Origin of the sequence: Shigella sp. FJ200513 (assembly GCF_040495915.1) — a bacterium.
Taxonomy (GTDB): Bacteria; Pseudomonadota; Gammaproteobacteria; order Enterobacterales; family Enterobacteriaceae; genus ECMA0423.
Window position 1 is genome coordinate 52,122 of record NZ_JBDYCV010000001.1, and the last position, 18,540, is coordinate 70,661.

An 18,540-nucleotide genomic window follows, 5' to 3' on the forward strand; every position below is an offset into this window, starting at 1 on the left:
GCATATGAAAGTTTATTCATAACAGTAAATATCTCTCCATTCTTATTGATCTACCTCACCTTTTAAACGCGCTTGCCGAATTTTGTTATTTACTCTGACGAAAAATTGTCACGATACACGAAAGTTTTTCACAGGCGGCGACTCATGGATAAAGAACGCATCATTCAGGAATTTGTGCCCGGCAAACAGGTCACACTGGCGCATCTCATCGCGCATCCCGGTGAGGAACTGGCGAAGAAAATCGGCGTTCCGGATGCGGGCGCAATTGGCATTATGACGCTAACTCCCGGCGAAACGGCGATGATCGCCGGTGATTTAGCGCTGAAAGCCGCTGATGTGCATATCGGTTTTCTCGACCGCTTCAGCGGTGCATTGGTGATTTATGGCTCGGTGGGCGCAGTAGAAGAAGCGTTATCACAAACCGTCAGCGGTTTAGGTCGCTTATTAAATTATACGCTTTGTGAAATGACCAAAAGTTAATACGAGGCATTCATGAAACGAATTGCGTTTGTGGGTAGCGTCGGGGCAGGAAAAACAACGTTATTTAATGCGTTGCAGGGGAATTATACCCTCGCCAGAAAAACACTGGCCGTGGAATTTAATGATAAGGGCGATATTGATACGCCGGGTGAATATTTTAGCCATCCCCGCTGGTATCACGCCTTAATTACCACGCTACAGGATGTAGACATGCTGATCTATGTCCATGGCGCAAATGACCCGGAAAGTCGGTTGCCTGCCGGGTTGCTGGATATTGGCGTCAGCAAACGGCAAATCGCCGTCATCAGTAAAACGGACATGCCAGATGCTGACGTCGCCGCAACGCGAAAGTTATTGCTTGAGACGGGTTTCGAAGAGCCGATTTTCGAGCTAAACAGCCACGACCCGCAAAGCGTGCAGCAACTGGTGGATTATCTGGCATCTCTCACCAAACAGGAGGAAGCAGGTGAAAAAACTCATCACAGCGAATGATATTCGTGAAGCACACGCGCGCGGCGAACAGGCAATGTCCGTGGTTCTGCGCGCCAGCATTATTACCCCGGAAGCCCGTGAAGTGGCGGATCTACTGGGTTTTACCATCACCGAATGTGATGAATCGATCCCGGTAACGGCGTCCGTGCCCGCCAGCGTGCCAGCCGACAAAACCGAAAGCCAGCGCATCCGCGAAACCATCATTGCCCAGCTGCCGGAAGGCCAGTTTACCGAAAGCCTGGTCGCACAGCTGATGGAAAAAGTGATGAAGGAAAAACAGTCGCTGGGCGATTTTGTCGTCGCCAGCGCCGGGCCGCACCTCGAATCCGTGATCGCCGGTCACGGAGCCGGGGCGCAAACCCTTTCTGAACAACGGCTGTGTCGGGTACTGAATATCGATATCGGCGGTGGCACCGCGAACTACGCCCTGTTCGATGCCGGAAAAATCAGCGGCACTGCCTGTCTCAACGTCGGTGGTCGCCTGCTGGAAACCGACAGCCAGGGGCGCGTGGTTTACGCTCATAAACCGGGGCAGATGATTGTGGATGAGTGCTTCGGTGCAGGCACTGACGCCCGTTCGCTGACCGGCGCGCAGCTGGTGCAGGTTACCCGGCGGATGGCGGCGCTGATTGTCGAAGTGATTGACGGAACGCTTTCGCCGCTCGCGCAGGCATTGATGCAAACCGGTTTGCTGCCCGCAGGTGTTACGCCCGAAATCATTACGCTTTCTGGAGGCGTGGGCGAATGTTATCGCCACCAGCCCGCCAACCCGTTCTGTTTTGCCGATATTGGCCCACTTCTGGCAACGGCGCTGCATGACCATCCGCGCCTGCGTGAGATGAATGTGCAGTTTCCGGCGCAAACCGTACGCTCCACGGTGATTGGCGCGGGTGCACATACCCTTTCGCTCTCTGGCAGCACAATCTGGCTGGAGGGCGTACAACTGCCGCTGCGCAATTTGCCGGTGGCGATCCCGATTGATGAAACGGATCTGGTGAGTGCCTGGCAACAGGCGCTGCTTCAGCTGGATCTTGATCCCAAAACTGACGTGTACGTGCTGGCGCTTCCCGCCTCGCTGCCTGTGCGTTACGCCGCGGTTCTGACGGTCATCAACGCGCTGGTCGATTTCGTCGCGCGTTTTCCGAATCCGCATCCCCTGCTGGTGGTGGCCGGGCAGGACTTTGGTAAAGCTCTGGGCATGTTGTTGCGCCCACAGCTACAACAACTCCCGTTGGCAGTCATTGACGAAGTGATTGTCCGCGCGGGGGACTATATCGACATTGGTACGCCTCTTTTTGGCGGATCGGTTGTGCCGGTGACGGTGAAATCACTCGCATTTCCTTCCTGAATACGGTAGTTATCAGGTATGGTGCTTGGTGTCTGGGTGTTAGTGGGATTATATCCGGCAGTGTATCCGGTTAAGGTGATTGGTCTGGCAAGATGATTGGATGCTTTTGTGGTGAAAAATGTTTTGGTGTTTTAGCATAACCCTGAAGAAAGAATAAAAATAAAAAGGAAAAAACCAAAACCAGAACAGAACCGGAAAGAGAAGAAAAGAGAAAATGAAAAATAAAAACCAAAAAAGAAAGAATACTTAAATCTTCGCATGTTCTTCGGGTGGTACGCAAGTTTGTTAGTCTGACCGCACAATAAATTTTCGCTTAGAAAATAATAAGTTACATAATGTTCTGCTTTTTTAGATAAATATAACCCGAAAAAATCATTGTTAATCTTATGCATTTATTATTTGATTGTAAGTTGTGATTATTATAATTTAGTTATTGTTAGTATGTTTTATAATGCTGGATGGGTGATGCCTCTAATTAGTTGAATCTGATGTATAATACGGGCTTTTGAGGTTATCTCATGACCAGCGTTAATATTCATTGTCCCCGTTGTCAGTCAGCTCAGGTTTACCGCCATGGTCAGAACCCTAAAGGCCGTGACAGACTTCGCTGCCGTGACTGCCACCGTGTGTTTCAGTTCACTTATACTTATCAAGCACGTAAGCCGGGTATGAAAGAGCTGATAACTGAAATGGCCTTTAATGGTGCCGGGGTTCGCGATACCGCCAGGACACTGAAAATTGGTAGTAACACCGTCATCCGGACTTTAAAAAACTCGCGCCAAAGCGAATAACTTCTTCGCCTGTTGCCCATGCTGATGTGGCGTTTATCTGCGAGCTTGATGAGCAATGGAGCTACGTTGGCAGTAAAGCCCGGCAACATTGGCTCGGGTACGCGTACAACACCAAAACAGGCGGTGTACTGGCCTACACTTTTGGTCCCCGAACCGATCAAACGTGCCGGGAGCTACTGGCACTGCTTACACCCTTCAACATCGGCATGCTGACCAGCGATGACTGGGGCAGCTATGGCCGGGAGGTGCCGAAGAATAAGCATCTGACCGGCAAAATATTCACCCAACGCATTGAGCGTAATAATCTGACGCTACGCACCCGCATTAAGCGGTTGGGTCGTAAAACAATCTGCTTCTCACGCTCAGTTGAGATCCACGAAAAAGTGATCGGAGCGTTTATCGAAAAACACATGTTCTACTAATTGGATGCACTACCCAGTATGTAACTGGGTTTGTCCATAAAATGCACCTTACTCAGTTGGTGTCCAACTTTTGGGGTGCAGTTCAGAAGGACGGGATTTTACGGTGTACCGGATAAATTTAAAACTGCCTGATACTGAATGTATGAGGTTTCGTAATGCTCAATTCCCCTAGTACCGTTTTGTAGATCTCCATACTTCCACTAGTATTTATTTGCAAAGTTCCTATATTTGAGGAGTTTAATAAATTTAGCTGTCCCAAGTGATTTTTAATAGAGATAGCCTGATCATGTGCAGGATTAATAAATTTTATATCCGGTGCAACTGCTTCAAAAAAATTCTGAACAATTGGATAGTGAGTACAGCCGAGAATAATTTCATTTACTGGATGGAGGGAAATTAAATGGTTAACATGTTTTTTGATGTCATTCAAGATTGCAGGAGCATTAAGATTACCTTCCTCAATTAACATTGCAAGATTTTTGCTTGGTTCTCCAAATACATTTATTGTTGAATTCAATTTTTTTATTAGCTCTTTGTGACACCCCGTTTTAATAGTAAACTCGGTAGCGATAATACCAACATTTTTATATTGCTGGCGAATCACATCTTCTACTGCAGGTTCAATGATGGATAAGATAGGAAACGGAAAGCTCTTAGCATATCCGCTGTATTCTTCGGATTCCAAAGTTGAGGATATAGTATTACATGCGACAGCAACTAGTTTGACATTCCTTGACTGTAAAAAAGTCAGCATTTTTTTAGTCAAACTGATGATATCATCGGCAGAACGGTTGCCATAAGGTGCATTCATATTATCTCCACAATAGATAATATCTTCACCAGGAAGCAAATTAATTATTTCCTTTACCGATGTCAATCCACCGACACCTGAGTCTATTACACCAATTGGAGATTCAGCACTAAACATATTTAACCTCATCTTTTGTAGCTTATGGAAAATTTAATTACTAGTTCTTTTTTCCCAAGAAAATGGTTCGAAATCAGAGTTTGGATCTTTCCAGTCAGATTTTCGGAAGGCGTAAATTAATATTGGAATTAATAAAAATAGGGCAACTAATACTAACAAATAAAGAACATAGCTGGTTGGACTACCAGTTGGGATTTGCTCGGGCGGAATAAAACTTAATACAAAAGCCAGAAAAGACCCTAAGAATCCAAGTGTTGCCCAGAAAAATAAAGCAGGGGCTCGATATGGGCGTTTTGTATCAGGTTGAGAATGTCGTAGATAGATAGCACTAGCGAACATGAGCATATACATAACTAAATAGAGCATAACTGTTAACTGTGATAAAATCTGAAAAGCTGCTTGAACTGAAGGCATTATCACAAAAGTAACAGAAAGAACTGAGACAATTATACCTTGTACAAACATTAGATGGTGCCCCATTCCATGACGATTGGTTTTTTGGAAAAACTTAGGTAAATAACCAGCTTTCGCGATCGCTAATACACCTGTATTAGGCCCTGCAATCCAAGTAACCACCCCACCCAGTACGCCAATTGCTAGCATAAATGCCATCACAGAGCCAAGCCATGGCACTCCAGCCCATTCGAACAGCATATCGTAGGCAACCAACAAACTTTGAGTTAGACTAATTTTATCTGTAGGAATAATAAAGGCGACCCCTAAAGTACTGAGCAGGAATATTGCAATAGTACCTATAGAAGCGATGGTAATTGCAATTGGGTATTTTTTAGTTGGATTATCTAAATCGTTAACATGGACCGCATTCATTTCCATCCCTGCATAAGCAAGAAATATGCTGGCGGCAAGAACAATATTCTGGAAGTTAGCTATATTAGGGAAAAGATCACCCCAACCTAATGGGATCACCGCTGGTTTACCGCTGAACCACAGATAGGAGAAACCAAGAATAACAAGGATAATAGCTGGAATAATTGTCCCTATAATACCGCACCACTTAGATACCTGCGAGAAAATACCAACGCCACGTAATGCAACACAAATAGCTCCCCAGTAAACAAATAGTACGAAAAATAAAATATACCATTTATTACTGGCAATTGATTCTGCCACCCCCATATCAACATCAATAAATGCAACCGAGACTGCACCAAATGTCAGTACTGTTGGAAAGTAGGGGATGACTTGTAGCCAGGTCATAAGCATTCCTACAAAACCCCAGCGAGCCCCAAATGCTTCTCCTATCCATCGAAATGCCCCCCCTTTTTGTGGATATGTTGTAGCTAGCTCAGCCGCAACAAAGGCAACAGGTACTAAAAACATAATTGCAGCAAAGGTATAGTAAAAAATGGCACCTAAGCCGTATTCTGCTTCAGAAGGTATAAATCGTAGACTTACTACAGCAGTTATATTCATGATAGCGAGTGTCCCCACTGTCATTTTCTTACTTTTGGGTGCGATATTAGCATTAGACATTTTTATACTCTCGAACATTTTTAAAATAGAAACATATAATTACGATGTAAATATAAAAACTAATATTAACTTTAACACTTATCTTAAAAACACTAACGCAATCTGCTTTACAAAAATAAGTAATACCTAAAGTCGTAACGACACCAATAGTGTTTTCATCGACATGCTTCAAAACCTCTTTAGCATTCATTATCAGGTGATGATCATCAAGTGGAATTTCACACAATTTCACATCACAGTAACGGCAGAATTTATGCCAGCATATTTGCACAGGATCGCAAATCAGGTTCGGTTGATTTACCTTGTACTTCGCGTTTTTTACACCACTGCCATTTTAACGCCAAGCGGCCGAGCATAGCAGCTTCAGATGAACCAATGGTTGAGCAACCTAAGGTGTGTCGCGAATCGGGGAAACTCCACGAATCGGAAAGCATACGCACACAGCGACCTTCAGGTTCCGCCATTTGTGGATATTCATCTTTATAAATCATGTTTTTATCAATAGCTAAATTAAGCAACTCACGGATTTCATCATCAAGCCATGTTTGACAGAAAGTAGCTAAGTTTTGTCGTGAATCCCCATCAAGGATGAGCTCATCACGTATGGCGCTGAATACATTTCGAGATTTCTTCTCATCTACACGCAAATGATATTTATGCAATATAAATGAAAGCTCAAGTGAGCTATGAATATCGACTGCTTCTCTATAACAAGAATTACCTGATTTATTTTTCATAATAAACGCCACTCAATACAATCAGATTAAACATTACAAACACAATCTGGATTTTGCAATTTTAAAACTATCAAATTTAGATATATTTTAATTAATATAAAACCATAAACATATCAAAAAATTACTTTATTATGGTCATGGTAGATGTGTTTCAATGCCAACCTGGTCTATTCCTACATATGTGAGAGCATATTTACAAAAAAATCGTTATTGTGATTTCAACGGTGATGCTGAAGTGGCACACTAAATTTGGCCACCTGAACAGAGGTGATATGCTCACCTCAGAACAACATGACGTGGTGTTATTCTGCTCAGTACTGTTCTGGCAATGAATCCAGCCAGTCCTCTGCATCTTCCTTGTAACACTCGTAGATGCAGTAATTGGTGAAACTGATGTATTTGGTTAGTAACTCTGCTTCGTTGTTCCTGTGCGCTCTTCTGGCCTGCTTACGTAGTTGTTTCGCTTCTGCCCGCTGGCCTTCGAGTATCTCCAGCCTGTCTGCAATATCTTGCTTCATGTTCAGCTCCTCGCGCGCGCATAGTACTTGTCCGAAAATTAATCGCCCGTCCCATCATTAATATCGATTCCCACGCTGTGTAACTGGCTATGAATGTCTCTGCGAATGAGAATTAAACGCCTGATGAACTCCATTTCCTCCGCGCTCTGGTTGCTCGGCCCCGATTTCATGTCGATGATTTTATTGATAGTTCCAAGCGAATATTCAGCCCACAGACGAAGCGTTTGGCGCTTCATGGCCTGTTTGCTCAGTGGCGAATGTTTCAGGTCTAAGACATGTTCTGCGAGGGTCTTAGCGATGCCCTGCATGATGCGTAGTGCCAACATGATGATTTTCTCCGGACTTGTGCTAATATAGTTCCCGAACATTGTTTCGAGACTGCTTATCCTGTTTGTCTTGTCCGATTTGTTCATTGGTCACATTGTTAAGTCAGCCGGGGTAATTCCCGGCTTTCTTTTATCCGATCAGTACCGAATCCCTATCGCATTGAATACGCGTTTCCGTTGCTCAGCTTCAGGATCGGTGGCCATTTCTGGTTCTGGCTCCGGCATAGACGGGGCGGCATCAAAATGCTCAATTTCACGACCGAAATACGAGTTCAGGTCAATACCTGCCGAACTATCCACTCCATCAAAATAGCGACGCTGTTCCTCGGTGAGACAGCTACCCAGACGTTCCTCAACCTGCGCCATAAACTCAACATCCGGTGAGAAGTACTCATCGGGATTCGGAGCACCGCTCTGTTTGTACATCTCCATTTTCTCTGCGTTCGTTTTTAGCCCGGCAATGCGTTTCTCCAGTCCGGCGGCTTTAATAGCGTCAGCAACGATTTGTGGGATCTGCGGTTTAATTGTTTCGATAACTTCATTACTGATTAATTTAAACTGGGCCATACGGATCGCTTTAATCTGTTTATTTAGCAGTGCGCGTTCCCCTTCGTTGGCGGTTTTATCACGCTGTGCTACCAGTTCAGCGCCTTTATTTGCCAGTACCTCAAATGCGTCCATTATCTTTCCCCCCTTTTTTCGATTATTTAAAAGCGCTTATTGACACGCCAAAACGACGACTTAATTCGCAAATGAGTCGCCGCTTTGCAGTGCCTTCCATATCTTCCGGCATTTCAGACTGAAGTTTATCAGCTACTTCATCAACAAGTGGACGAACCGTTTCCACGAACTTGTCCGCAATATAATCAGCAGAACGCATCACTTTCTCATGGAATTCCTCACGGCGTTCCTGGGCGGCTGATTTAGGGGCTGTCGTGCGCTGAAAATAACTGTCTAATGAATGCATGGTATTTACTCCTGTGTTTATAGTGATTGTTCAATTAATTGCGGTTGAAGCCATTGTGTGTGGCCCAGCCGAATAAGTTTGCGGACGTTTTTATGTATCCGGCGGTGCTTTTCTTTCGGCATCAGGCGAATATTCTTGATGCGGTTATCCTGTTTGTTCAAATTAACGTGGTGCACTTCATATAATGTCTCGTCATAAGCGCCGTATGTGTATACATAGCAGGCTTTCTGATAGGTGAGTGTCACTTTGAATTTACCTTCATGTACCGTTACAACCAAATGCCCTTTATTGGTCATGCTGCCTTTGATAACGTCTTTTGTTTCACGGCTAAACAATAAACCCGCTTCAGGGTCATAAATCCATCTGCGTCGCATAATATCGGCACAGCGTTCTAATCTTTCGATATTGGTCATGATGTTTACCTCAAAATGTGATGCGTGATTATTATCGTTCTGTTCTGTACAACCATTCTTTGCATTCGTGCTCCCAGAATAATTGGCGAGTACCGCGTGGGGTAAATGGCAAAGGGACTCCGGTTGATGGTTTTTTTAGCCAGCGCCTCAGCGTTCTGGTCGATACATTCGCCATTGCTGCGAACTGTTCTAATGTTATTGCTTTCATAAATACCTCGATACGAAAAAGAAGCCGCCCACGGAGGAAAGAAGAAGCAAATTTTGAATTTCCGTGAGGCGGTGGATTCCGATTCCCTGAACCCATTACCCATGTGATACTTAATATTATAAACCTTATTTTTTCTGTTGACATTTTTGGCCATATATTGACAGCGGTTTTTGTTAGCAAAAAGTGCTATTTATTAAATCATCAAAGCAATAAAAGATTATTTGCACCCGCAAGGTAATAGCGGGATAATATTAGCGAGGGTTAGCCGCCCTCGACCTCAAAGTGATCTGTTAATAACTACAACGATATGTCTCTATTTCCCGCTTCTCCGGCGGGTTTTTTTTGCCTGCAAATCACCACATCAGAATTAATTAAATTGATACCGTTTAAAACGCTCCCAATCGCAATATAACGGCCTTAACTTCTGGCTATGCATTTTCTCAGGTGTGATCAAATTGATTCGTCAGGCGTGGAATAAGGCAATAAAAACGGGCATTGCGCCCGCTTGTGTTCACTGCATCGAAAATAACTTATCCATAATTCTTTTCTCCTGTTCCCTGCACATCATTTCGGCACGGTCCCGATCTTCCTGTGTCGGATTAAAGTCCGGCGTTCTGTATCTGTTGCCTGAAATATACCGTGCATGATTGCGGCGACCTGAACGCGGCATTATCCAGTATTCGATGTTCTCACGCGTGGCAATGAGTAAACCATCTTCTACAAGCGTATTCAGGGCGTGCCATAGCTGCTTGTAAGTAACGCAACCTTCACCGACAAGATAATCCAGTGCGCACGACAATCCGCTTACTGTTAACTCTTTGGCGGCGAAATTTGGGTGTTCAGAAAGGAAATACTCCTGACCCTGTTTGCTGAATACCCAAAGGATCTGGCGGCGCAATTCTTCAACGTCCTGGCTATAAGCGTGATTGATATGTCTTTCAGCTACGAAAGCGCGGCCTTGTTTCCTGATTAGCCCATTACTAACCATCGTCATGAGTGAGCGGCGGGCGGCGTCAACCTGGACGCGGGTAACATTGCCACCATAAACGAGATCTGCGGCTTGTCGTGCGGTGATTGATTCGTTTTTTGCCAGATAGTCGAGGATCTGCCGTTGTTGTTCTGATATGCGCATGATATGTAACCCCCTGATTTTCACAATAAACTTATCTCTTTTCCGCTTAATGTATGTATCTATTATGCGCTCAATATCGAGGCGGGGCAATGTTGCGATCAGTCCTGATCGCCACCATTCAGGCGAGTGAGAAAAATTTAATGAAATCGCATCGATTTTAAGCGCTCTCAATCGCTCTGTGGCGACGTTAAGTAAGTGTAGCGCTTATGTGTGTTCATCGCGTTCTATGGGCCATTCCTTTCGAATTTGGCGCGGTCATGATAGTTCGCGGTGATCGGCGGCGGGGATAAAGTTTCCTGAGTGATCACTTAAGCCTGCTGTGCGTCGTGTGAGTGTGCTGTCTGCACCTGGCTATACGCTGCTTTGCTGCTGTTTCCTGTCTGGTCTGTATACGCGATAAAAACCATTGGTCTTGCAGTGTGGCGGTGTCGTTGGTTTTTATTGAGCGCGTAGCGCGATAGAAGGTGCGCTCTCAGATGTTTATGTGTCTACCTATGGTGAGCGCTCCGTGCCTTACGTCGTTTCATTGAGCATTGGCCCCAGGAGACGAGCGAAGCGAAGCTCTCCCCACTGCTAAGCTGGTTTTGTTTTTATCCTGCATGCTATTCCGCTTAAGCCAGCTAGTTAATTCGTCAAGGAATGATTTAAAGAGTCCTTTAACATTATGGTCACAATCCGAACAGCTTTATCGTGAGGATTTGACCTAGCCGAGCGGCAATGAGCGTAGTCCTGCTGCACAGAAGTTAAGGTCTGCTCTGGAGGTTATCAGGACGTAAGCACTAGTCTCATGATTCCGCCGAAAAGACGAAAAATCTTGGCGCTGATCTGTATTTATTATTTCTCTGTATTTATTACTTTGGGCCGCAAAAATGCGGCTAGTGAGTGGGCAAATTTGCGGCTAGTGAGTGGGCAAAAATGCCCACCTATTTTTTTTCAGCGTCAAAATCATGACCTTTCTGGATACTTCTTGAACAGTAATCACGCTTTTTCTTGCACTAACCAATTGAATAATAAAAGGTTCTGGCAAATAGGACCGCATTTTTGCGGCTAGTAAACATGGGGTCGCATTTTTGCGGCTTATTTTGCTTGCAGCCAGCGCCACGTCTGGGTTTGAGCTATCACTATCAAACTGGTTGTAACCGCGATGTGATTATTAGTTTATTGAGGTAATGATCTGATTATCTGACATGAAAAAAGGGGCATTTGCCCCCCTTTGCTGACCCGCTGCCTAGTGTACCAGGTAGCTGACTTTTGCTTCTCTTTCGTGCTGCTGTGCCGTCATTGTGGATTTGGCGAAACGTATGCTGGAGCAGAAAGCATCCGGCATCAACATGACCCGATAAGGAGGCATCATGCCAGCTTTAGATTTGATTCGACCGTCGGTAACCGCCATGCGGGTGATTGCCTCCGTTAACGCTGAATTTGCGCGTGAACTAAAATTGCCGCCGCATATTCGTAGCCTCGGGCTGATTTCTGCCGATTCTGACGACGTAACCTACATTGCGGCTGACGAAGCGACCAAACAAGCGATGGTCGAAGTGGTATATGGTCGCTCGCTGTATGCGGGAGCGGCACACGGCCCGTCACCGACTGCCGGTGAAGTGCTGATTATGCTTGGTGGGCCAAACCCGGCGGAAGTGCGTGCCGGTCTGGATGCGATGGTTGCACATATTGAAAATGGCGCAGCTTTCCAGTGGGCCAATGACGCAGAAAACACCGCCTTCCTGGCGCATGTGGTTTCGCGTACCGGTTCTTATCTTTCATCAACCGCCGGGATCACGCTTGGCGATCCGATGGCGTATCTGGTGGCACCGCCGCTGGAAGCGACCTACGGCATTGATGCCGCGTTGAAATCTGCCGACGTACAGCTGGTGACCTACGTCCCGCCACCGTCTGAAACCAACTACTCGGCAGCATTTTTAACCGGTAGCCAGGCCGCGTGTAAAGCAGCCTGTAACGCCTTTACCGATGCAGTGCTGGAAATCGCGCGTAATCCAATCCAGCGTGCGTAACGGAGGTTGCCGATGATCAATGCACTGGGATTGCTGGAAGTGGACGGCATGGTCGCCGCGATAGATGCAGCGGATGCCATGCTCAAAGCAGCTAACGTTCGTCTGCTCAGTCACGAAGTGCTTGACCCTGGTCGCTTAACGCTGGTGGTGGAAGGCGATCTGGCGGCGTGTCGTGCGGCGCTGGACGCAGGTTGTGCTGCCGCGATGCGTACCGGGCGTGTCATCAGCCGTAAGGAGATCGGTCGGCCAGACGATGACACCCAGTGGCTGGTTACTGGCTTTAACCGCCAGCCGAAGCAACCCGTAAAGGAACCCGACGCGCCAGTTATCGTCGCGGAATCTGCTGACGAGTTGTTGGCGCTGTTAACATCAGTATGTCAGGGAATGACGGCAGGAGAAGTGGCCGCCCACTTTGGCTGGCCGCTGGAAAAAGCCAGAAATGCGCTCGAACAGCTCTTTTCTGCCGGGACGTTACGTAAACGCAGTAGTCGTTATCGTCTCAAGCCCCATTAACCTGTCGGAGGTGCCGGGTGTCCTACAACACCCGGCATTAACATCATGAAAAAGACCCGTACAGCCAATTTGCACCATCTTTATCATGAACCCTTACCCGAAAACCTGAAGCTCACGCCGAAGGTCGAAGTGGATAATGTTCATCAACGACAGACAACGGATGTCTATGAACATGCTTTGACGATTACCGCCTAGCAGCAGATTTACGATCAGCTGCATCCGGGCAAGTTTCATGGTGAATTTACGGAAATTCTACTCGATGATATTCAGGTTTTTCGTGAATACACCGGTCTGGCGCTGCGTCAGTCGTGCCTGGTCTGGCCGAACTCGTTCTGGTTTGGCATTCCGGCGACGCGCGGTGAGCAGGGATTTATCGGTTCGCAATGTCTGGGAAGCGCAGAAATAGCGACGCGCCCCGGTGGAACCGAGTTTGAATTAAGTACGCCGGACGATTATACGATCCTGGGCGTAGTGCTGTCTGAAGATGTCATCACCTGTCAGGCTAACTTTTTGCACAATCCGGATCGGGTATTACATATGCTGCGTAGCCAGTCGGCGCTGGAAGTGAAAGAGCAGCATAAAGCCGCGCTGTGGGGCTTTGTCCAACAGGCGCTGGCGACGTTTTGCGAGAACCCGGAAAATCTCCATCAGCCTGCAGTGCGAAAAGTGCTGGGGGATAATTTGCTAATGGCGATGGGGGCGATGCTGGAAGAAGCGCAACCAATGGTGACGGCGGAAAGCATCAGTCATCAGAGTTACCGTCGGTTGCTTTCCCGCGCCCGTGAATATGTGCTGGAAAACATGTCCGAACCGGTGACGGTGCTGGATTTGTGTAATCAACTGCATGTCAGTCGCCGCACGCTACAAAACGCGTTTCACGCTATTTTAGGCATTGGCCCAAACGCGTGGCTGAAACGCATTCGCCTGAACGTCGTACGCCGCGAACTGATAAGCCCGTGGTCGCAAAGCACAACGGTAAAAGACGCCGCCATGCAGTGGGGATTCTGGCATCTGGGGCAATTTGCCACGGATTACCAGCAGCTGTTTGCCGAGAAGCCGTCGTTGACGTTGCATCAGCGGATGCGGGAATGGGGGTGAGGGAGTTACACCCAATCCCTGACCTTAATAAACTCACTTAACGCCGCTTCTGGGCTGCCATCTTTTGGCTGATAATCATACTCCCAGCGTACCAGTGGCGGCATTGACATCAGGATCGACTCGGTGCGCCCGCCAGTTTGCAGGCCAAACAGCGTGCCGCGATCCCAGACCAGATTGAACTCGACATAACGACCGCGACGGTAGAGCTGAAAATTGCGCTCGCGCTCGCCGTAGGCCATCGCTTTACGTCGCTCTACAATTGGTAAATAAGCGTCGGTGTAGCCTTTGCCTACCGCCTGCATAAAGGCAAAACAGTGGTCGAAATCTGGCGTGTTCAGATCATCAAAGAACAGCCCGCCAATGCCGCGCTGTTCGTTGCGATGTTTGAGGTAGAAGTAATCGTCGCACCACTTTTTGTAACGGGGATAAACGTCTTCACCAAATGGCTGGCACAGGTCACGGGCGGTGCGGTGCCAGTGAATGGCGTCTTCTTCAAAACCATAGAAAGGGGTTAAATCGAAGCCGCCGCCAAACCACCAAACGGGCTCTGCACCCGGTTTTTCGGCAATAAAAAAACGCACATTCGCGTGGCTGGTGGGAACATACGGGTTATGCGGATGCACTACCAGTGAAACGCCCATCGCCTCGAAACTGCGCCCGGCAAGTTCCGGGCGATGAGCGGTGGCGGAAGCAGGCATCGCCTCACCGTGGACGTGAGAAAAGTTGACGCCCGCCTGTTCGAAAACACCACCATTACGCAACACCCGACTGCGCCCGCCGCCGCCAGCTTCGCGCTGCCAACTATCTTCGACAAATTCTGCGCCATCGACGGCGGTCAGCTGCTGACAAATCGTATCCTGAAGGTTGAGCAGAAACTGTTTAACCTGGTGTGCGTCGGGTTTCATAACTTATCGCTTTTTCGAATGTGCTTTCTGGTTGTCGAACCAGTGGAAATAACTGATCACGCCTTCAGCAATCGCTGTGGCGATTTTCTGACGAAACGCCGCCGTGCCTAACAGCCGCTCTTCTTCCGGGTTGGTGATAAACGAGGTTTCCACCAGCACCGAAGGAACCGACGGCGATTTCAACACCACAAACGCGGCTTGTTCGGTGTTGCGGCTGTGCAGTTTATGCACCGGCTTAATCTTTTTCAGAATATGCGAGCCAAGCGTCAGGCTGTTTTTAATAGTATCGGTTTGCACCAGATCAAACAGTACTTGCTGCAATAGGTGATCCTTGTCAGTCGCCTTTTTACCGGCAACTTCATCGGCGCGGTTTTCGCGTTCAGACAGGTATTTCGCCATTGCGCTACTTGCCCCACGGTTAGAGAGGGCAAATACCGAAGCACCGGCAGCTTTCGGGTTGGTAAAGCCATCGGCATGAATTGACATAAACAGATCTGCGCCATGTTTATGGGCGATTTCAACGCGATCGTAAAGTGGGATAAACGTATCGCCAGAACGCGTTAAACGCGCATCAATCCCATGATTACGCAAAATGGAACGGACGTTTTTAGCAATCGCCAGCACCACATGTTTTTCTTTCGAACCGTTGCGTCCGATCGCTCCGGTATCAATTCCGCCGTGGCCTGGATCGAGAACAACGACACGTTTGCCGCCAGATTTTTTGGCTTTCGGCTTGCTGTGTCCGTTGCTGGTTTTTAAAGGTTCGTCTTTGGCAATGGCTTGCGACATTCCTGACAACGTCAGGGCAGCTAAACCGGCTTTCAGCACCTGGCGGCGCGAAGTGAGTGTTTTTAGTGGTTTAAAAGTGCTCATACGGCCTGAGTTGTAATAATAAAGTTCCAGATGTTATATCGTATCGCGTAATCCGTTACGACGGTTTGCTGTTGAGAATTGTTTTACTTTTCATTTCAATAGTTGACAACTCCCCATTATGCCACTTTTTCAACCGATTTTCGTCAGATATTGGCTAATTCGACCGTTCACGCCATAATCAGCCTTTTAACCCGCAAAAAGGTAACGAATACCATGGAGATACGCGTATTTCGCCAGGAAGATTTCGAAGAGGTCATCACCCTTTGGGAGCGTTGCGACTTGCTGCGTCCGTGGAACGATCCGGAAATGGACATCGAGCGTAAGATGAACCATGACGTCAGTTTGTTTTTGGTCGCTGAGGTAAACGGTGAAGTGGTCGGAACGGTGATGGGCGGTTATGACGGGCATCGCGGGTCTGCTTATTATCTTGGCGTGCATCCAGAGTTTCGTGGGCGTGGAATTGCCAATGCGTTGCTTAACCGGCTGGAGAAAAAGCTGATTGCTCGCGGCTGCCCGAAAATTCAGATCAACGTGCCGGAAGATAACGACATGGTGCTCGGAATGTATGAACGCCTGGGATATGAACACGCCGACGTGCTGAGTCTGGGTAAGCGTTTGATTGAAGATGAAGAGTACTGAGTTCCATCCTGTCCATTATGATGCGCACGGACGCCTGCGTTTACCCTTGCTCTTCTGGCTTGTGCTATTGCTTCAGGCGCGAACCTGGGTGCTGTTTGTCATTGCCGGTGCGTCGCGTGAGCAGGGTACTGCGCTGCTAAATCTGTTTTATCCCGATCACGATAATTTCTGGCTGGGGCTGATTCCCGGTATTCCGGCGGTGCTGGCGTTTTTGTTGAGCGGTCGGCGGGCTTCGTTTCCTCGCACCTGGCATGTGCTCTATTTTCTGTTGCTGTTGGCGCAGGTGGTTTTACTTTGCTGGCAACCGTGGCTGTGGCTGAACGGTGAATCCGTTAGCGGTATCGGTCTGGCGCTGGTAGTGGCGGATATTGTGGCGTTAATCTGGCTGCTGACCAATCGACGTTTACGCGCTTGTTTTAATGAAGAAAAAGAATAACGGCACTTTTTGGTGAATTTGCACTCCAAGCAACGTTATTGAATAACCAAAGGAAGTGACATGAAATCGCTGCGTTTAATGTTATGCGCTATGCCGTTGATGCTGACCGGCTGTTCCACGATGTCGTCAGTTAACTGGTCTGCCGCTAACCCGTGGAACTGGTTTGGATCGTCCACCAAAGTGAGCGAGCAGGGCGTGGGTGAATTAACGGCGTCCACACCACTGCAAGAACAAGCCATTGCTGATGCGCTTGATGGCGATTATCGCCTGCGCAGCGGAATGAAAACCACGAACGGCAACGTGGTGCGCTTTTTTGAAGTGATGAAAGGCGACAACGTGGCGATGGTGATTAACGGCGATCAAGGCACGATCAGTCGCATTGACGTGCTGGATAGCGATATTCCTGCTGACACCGGTGTTAAAATCGGTACACCGTTTAGCGACCTTTACAGCAAAGCATTTGGCAATTGCCAAAAAGCTGATGGTGATGATAATCGTGCCGTCGAATGTAAAGCCGAAGGCAGTCAACATATTAGCTACCAGTTCAGCGGGGAATGGCGTGGTCCTGAAGGGTTAATGCCTTCGGACGATACCCTGAAAAACTGGAAAGTCAGTAAAATTATCTGGCGGCGTTAATTTGCGTCTGAACAAACCGCCGTCGCGAAAAAACACGTAAAATAGCGCTCAACAATGCCACGGATTGCGTGGCATTCTTATTTTCAGGAGGAACAATGTCTCAGGTTCAGAGTGGCATTTTGCCAGAACATTGCCGCGCGGCGATTTGGATCGAAGCCAACGTGAAAGGGGAAGTTGACGCCCTGCGTGCGGCCAGTAAAACATTTGCCGACAAACTGGCAACTTTTGAAGCGAAATTCCCGGACGCGCATCTTGGTGCGGTGGTTGCCTTTGGTAACAACACCTGGCGCGCTCTGAGCGGCGGCGTTGGGGCAGAAGAGCTGAAAGATTTTCCGGGCTACGGTAAAGGCCTTGCGCCGACGACCCAGTTCGATGTGTTGATCCACATTCTTTCTCTGCGTCACGACGTAAACTTCTCTGTCGCTCAGGCGGCGATGGAAGCCTTTGGTGACTGCATTGAAGTGAAAGAAGAGATCCACGGCTTCCGTTGGGTGGAAGAGCGTGACCTGAGCGGCTTTGTTGACGGTACAGAAAACCCGGCGGGTGAAGAGACGCGCCGCGAAGTGGCGGTTATCAAAGACGGCGTGGATTCCGGCGGCAGCTATGTGTTTGTGCAGCGTTGGGAGCACAACCTGAAGCAGCTCAACCGGATGAGCGTTCACGATCAGGAGATGATGATCGGGCGCACCAAAGAGGCCAACGAAGAGATTGACGGCGACGAACGTCCGGAAACCTCTCACCTCACCCGCGTTGATCTGAAAGAAGATGGCAAAGGGCTGAAGATTGTTCGCCAGAGCCTGCCGTACGGCACCGCCAGTGGCACTCACGGTCTGTACTTCTGCGCCTACTGCGCGCGTCTGCATAACATTGAGCAGCAACTGCTGAGCATGTTTGGCGATACCGATGGCAAACGTGATGCGATGTTGCGTTTCACCAAACCGGTAACCGGCGGCTATTATTTCGCACCGTCGCTGGACAAGTTGATGGCGCTGTAAGCGTTTCTGATTCATTGATTAAAGGCCAGGCAGTAACATTACTGACTGGCCTTTTTATTACTGCTTTAACGCCGCATATACTTGATCAACTACCTTCTGTCAGAACAGGGTATTTTGCGGCGCTGACGCTACAACTAACAGCCAGCAGAGAAAGATAGAGCATTGTCCGTTTCATAA

The 18,540-nt window shown here is 47.9% G+C and carries 20 protein-coding genes and 4 pseudogenes; 12 read left to right on the forward strand and 12 right to left on the reverse strand.

The window, feature by feature from the left end:
• Positions 1–144 precede the first annotated feature (144 nt).
• The 4 genes from eutS to ABZJ92_RS00235 all read left to right on the forward strand — a co-directional run bounded on the left by eutS (position 145) and on the right by ABZJ92_RS00235 (position 3,533).
• Positions 145–480 (forward strand): ethanolamine utilization microcompartment protein EutS, encoded by a 336-nt coding sequence (gene eutS / locus ABZJ92_RS00220; protein ID WP_000356956.1) that lies wholly within the window; start codon positions 145–147, stop codon positions 478–480.
• A 12-nt stretch (positions 481–492) separates the two neighbouring features.
• The gene (eutP, locus tag ABZJ92_RS00225; RefSeq protein ID WP_000820760.1) at positions 493–972 is read left to right on the forward strand and encodes an ethanolamine utilization acetate kinase EutP; all 480 of its coding nucleotides are present in this window, start codon (positions 493–495) and stop codon (positions 970–972) included.
• Positions 947–2,320 carry an ethanolamine ammonia-lyase reactivating factor EutA gene (eutA, locus tag ABZJ92_RS00230; protein WP_000733911.1) on the forward strand — a complete coding sequence of 458 codons (1,374 nt, stop codon included), beginning with the start codon at positions 947–949 and terminating at the stop codon, positions 2,318–2,320. Before eutP ends, eutA begins: the two co-directional genes overlap by 26 nt.
• Positions 2,321–2,838: 518 nt before the next feature.
• Positions 2,839–3,533, forward strand: a protein-coding gene (locus tag ABZJ92_RS00235; protein WP_085950185.1) for an IS1 family transposase whose coding sequence is annotated in 2 segments (ribosomal slippage) — positions 2,839–3,085 and positions 3,085–3,533 — 696 coding nt in all. Because the reading frame shifts where the segments join, the coding sequence is not laid out codon by codon here.
• 118 nt (positions 3,534–3,651) lie between these two features.
• Here the strand turns inward: ABZJ92_RS00235 and murI are convergent.
• From murI to ABZJ92_RS00280, 9 genes and pseudogenes are all read right to left on the reverse strand, one after another.
• Positions 3,652–4,461: a glutamate racemase gene (murI, locus tag ABZJ92_RS00240; RefSeq protein WP_000490354.1), complete on the reverse strand. Its 810-nt coding sequence runs from the start codon at positions 4,459–4,461 to the stop codon at positions 3,652–3,654.
• Positions 4,462–4,494: 33 nt separating this feature from the next.
• On the reverse strand, positions 4,495–5,955 hold the full coding sequence (gadC, locus tag ABZJ92_RS00245; RefSeq protein WP_000063570.1) for a putative glutamine/gamma-aminobutyrate antiporter GadC: 1,461 nt from the start codon (positions 5,953–5,955) through the stop codon (positions 4,495–4,497).
• Positions 5,956–6,049: 94 nt separating this feature from the next.
• Positions 6,050–6,692: pseudogene (locus tag ABZJ92_RS00250) on the reverse strand (pyridoxal-dependent decarboxylase); the annotation flags it as partial.
• Between the two features lie 311 nt (positions 6,693–7,003).
• A complete protein-coding gene (locus ABZJ92_RS00255) occupies positions 7,004–7,210 on the reverse strand; it encodes a hypothetical protein (RefSeq protein ID WP_000806589.1) in 207 nt (68 codons plus the stop codon).
• A 38-nt stretch (positions 7,211–7,248) separates the two neighbouring features.
• On the reverse strand, positions 7,249–7,536 hold the full coding sequence (locus ABZJ92_RS00260; protein WP_001373377.1) for a hypothetical protein: 288 nt from the start codon (positions 7,534–7,536) through the stop codon (positions 7,249–7,251).
• A gap of 138 nt (positions 7,537–7,674) precedes the next feature.
• The gene (locus ABZJ92_RS00265) at positions 7,675–8,217 is read right to left on the reverse strand and encodes a hypothetical protein (protein ID WP_000338539.1); all 543 of its coding nucleotides are present in this window, start codon (positions 8,215–8,217) and stop codon (positions 7,675–7,677) included.
• A gap of 22 nt (positions 8,218–8,239) precedes the next feature.
• A complete protein-coding gene (locus ABZJ92_RS00270; RefSeq protein WP_000555795.1) occupies positions 8,240–8,503 on the reverse strand; it encodes a hypothetical protein in 264 nt (87 codons plus the stop codon).
• A gap of 17 nt (positions 8,504–8,520) precedes the next feature.
• A complete protein-coding gene (locus tag ABZJ92_RS00275; protein WP_000181723.1) occupies positions 8,521–8,916 on the reverse strand; it encodes an HNH endonuclease in 396 nt (131 codons plus the stop codon).
• Positions 8,917–9,635: 719 nt separating this feature from the next.
• On the reverse strand, positions 9,636–10,427 hold the full coding sequence (locus ABZJ92_RS00280) for a hypothetical protein (protein ID WP_011069462.1): 792 nt from the start codon (positions 10,425–10,427) through the stop codon (positions 9,636–9,638).
• Positions 10,428–11,530: 1,103 nt separating this feature from the next.
• Here ABZJ92_RS00280 and ABZJ92_RS00285 point away from each other — a divergent pair.
• The 4 genes and pseudogenes from ABZJ92_RS00285 to eutR all read left to right on the forward strand — a co-directional run.
• Positions 11,531–11,599, forward strand: a pseudogene (locus tag ABZJ92_RS00285) (hypothetical protein); the annotation flags it as partial.
• A 9-nt stretch (positions 11,600–11,608) separates the two neighbouring features.
• On the forward strand, positions 11,609–12,268 hold the full coding sequence (gene eutL, locus ABZJ92_RS00290; protein ID WP_001111038.1) for an ethanolamine utilization microcompartment protein EutL: 660 nt from the start codon (positions 11,609–11,611) through the stop codon (positions 12,266–12,268).
• A 12-nt stretch (positions 12,269–12,280) separates the two neighbouring features.
• Positions 12,281–12,781, forward strand: coding sequence for an ethanolamine utilization microcompartment protein EutK (gene eutK, locus ABZJ92_RS00295; RefSeq protein ID WP_005047162.1), 501 nt, complete (start codon positions 12,281–12,283; stop codon positions 12,779–12,781).
• Between the two features lie 45 nt (positions 12,782–12,826).
• Positions 12,827–13,879: pseudogene (gene eutR / locus ABZJ92_RS00300) on the forward strand (HTH-type transcriptional regulator EutR).
• A 5-nt stretch (positions 13,880–13,884) separates the two neighbouring features.
• Here the strand turns inward: eutR and hemF are convergent.
• Complete coding sequence (gene hemF / locus ABZJ92_RS00305) at positions 13,885–14,784, reverse strand: oxygen-dependent coproporphyrinogen oxidase (RefSeq protein ID WP_000801376.1); 900 nt, start codon at positions 14,782–14,784, stop codon at positions 13,885–13,887.
• 3 nt (positions 14,785–14,787) lie between these two features.
• A complete protein-coding gene (gene amiA / locus ABZJ92_RS00310; RefSeq protein ID WP_000102891.1) occupies positions 14,788–15,657 on the reverse strand; it encodes an N-acetylmuramoyl-L-alanine amidase AmiA in 870 nt (289 codons plus the stop codon).
• 213 nt (positions 15,658–15,870) lie between these two features.
• Here amiA and ABZJ92_RS00315 point away from each other — a divergent pair, with 213 nt between their 5' ends.
• From ABZJ92_RS00315 to yfeX, 4 genes are all read left to right on the forward strand, one after another.
• Positions 15,871–16,296, forward strand: coding sequence for a GNAT family acetyltransferase (locus ABZJ92_RS00315; protein WP_000406000.1), 426 nt, complete (start codon positions 15,871–15,873; stop codon positions 16,294–16,296).
• Positions 16,283–16,732, forward strand: a complete 450-nt coding sequence (locus ABZJ92_RS00320) for a DUF2919 domain-containing protein (protein WP_001399260.1) — start codon at positions 16,283–16,285, stop codon at positions 16,730–16,732. Before ABZJ92_RS00315 ends, ABZJ92_RS00320 begins: the two co-directional genes overlap by 14 nt.
• A 60-nt stretch (positions 16,733–16,792) precedes the next feature.
• Positions 16,793–17,368, forward strand: coding sequence for an RpoE-regulated lipoprotein (locus tag ABZJ92_RS00325; RefSeq protein ID WP_000838955.1), 576 nt, complete (start codon positions 16,793–16,795; stop codon positions 17,366–17,368).
• 95 nt (positions 17,369–17,463) lie between these two features.
• Positions 17,464–18,363 carry a porphyrinogen peroxidase gene (yfeX, locus tag ABZJ92_RS00330; RefSeq protein WP_005047153.1) on the forward strand — a complete coding sequence of 300 codons (900 nt, stop codon included), beginning with the start codon at positions 17,464–17,466 and terminating at the stop codon, positions 18,361–18,363.
• 88 nt (positions 18,364–18,451) lie between these two features.
• Here the strand turns inward: yfeX and ABZJ92_RS00335 are convergent.
• Positions 18,452–18,538, reverse strand: a pseudogene (locus ABZJ92_RS00335) (hypothetical protein); the annotation flags it as partial.
• Positions 18,539–18,540 lie beyond the last annotated feature (2 nt).

Coding starts and splice junctions, on each gene's coding strand:
- eutS (WP_000356956.1), top strand. CDS start 145: ATGGATAAAGAACGCATCATTCAGGAATTTGTGCCCGGCAAACAGGTC.
- eutP (WP_000820760.1), top strand. CDS start 493: ATGAAACGAATTGCGTTTGTGGGTAGCGTCGGGGCAGGAAAAACAACG.
- murI (WP_000490354.1), bottom strand. CDS start 4,461: ATGTTTAGTGCTGAATCTCCAATTGGTGTAATAGACTCAGGTGTCGGT.
- gadC (WP_000063570.1), bottom strand. CDS start 5,955: ATGTCTAATGCTAATATCGCACCCAAAAGTAAGAAAATGACAGTGGGG.
- ABZJ92_RS00255 (WP_000806589.1), bottom strand. CDS start 7,210: ATGAAGCAAGATATTGCAGACAGGCTGGAGATACTCGAAGGCCAGCGG.
- ABZJ92_RS00260 (WP_001373377.1), bottom strand. CDS start 7,536: ATGTTGGCACTACGCATCATGCAGGGCATCGCTAAGACCCTCGCAGAA.
- ABZJ92_RS00265 (WP_000338539.1), bottom strand. CDS start 8,217: ATGGACGCATTTGAGGTACTGGCAAATAAAGGCGCTGAACTGGTAGCA.
- ABZJ92_RS00270 (WP_000555795.1), bottom strand. CDS start 8,503: ATGCATTCATTAGACAGTTATTTTCAGCGCACGACAGCCCCTAAATCA.
- ABZJ92_RS00275 (WP_000181723.1), bottom strand. CDS start 8,916: ATGACCAATATCGAAAGATTAGAACGCTGTGCCGATATTATGCGACGC.
- eutL (WP_001111038.1), top strand. CDS start 11,609: ATGCCAGCTTTAGATTTGATTCGACCGTCGGTAACCGCCATGCGGGTG.
- eutK (WP_005047162.1), top strand. CDS start 12,281: ATGATCAATGCACTGGGATTGCTGGAAGTGGACGGCATGGTCGCCGCG.
- hemF (WP_000801376.1), bottom strand. CDS start 14,784: ATGAAACCCGACGCACACCAGGTTAAACAGTTTCTGCTCAACCTTCAG.
- amiA (WP_000102891.1), bottom strand. CDS start 15,657: ATGAGCACTTTTAAACCACTAAAAACACTCACTTCGCGCCGCCAGGTG.
- ABZJ92_RS00315 (WP_000406000.1), top strand. CDS start 15,871: ATGGAGATACGCGTATTTCGCCAGGAAGATTTCGAAGAGGTCATCACC.
- ABZJ92_RS00320 (WP_001399260.1), top strand. CDS start 16,283: ATGAAGAGTACTGAGTTCCATCCTGTCCATTATGATGCGCACGGACGC.
- ABZJ92_RS00325 (WP_000838955.1), top strand. CDS start 16,793: ATGAAATCGCTGCGTTTAATGTTATGCGCTATGCCGTTGATGCTGACC.
- yfeX (WP_005047153.1), top strand. CDS start 17,464: ATGTCTCAGGTTCAGAGTGGCATTTTGCCAGAACATTGCCGCGCGGCG.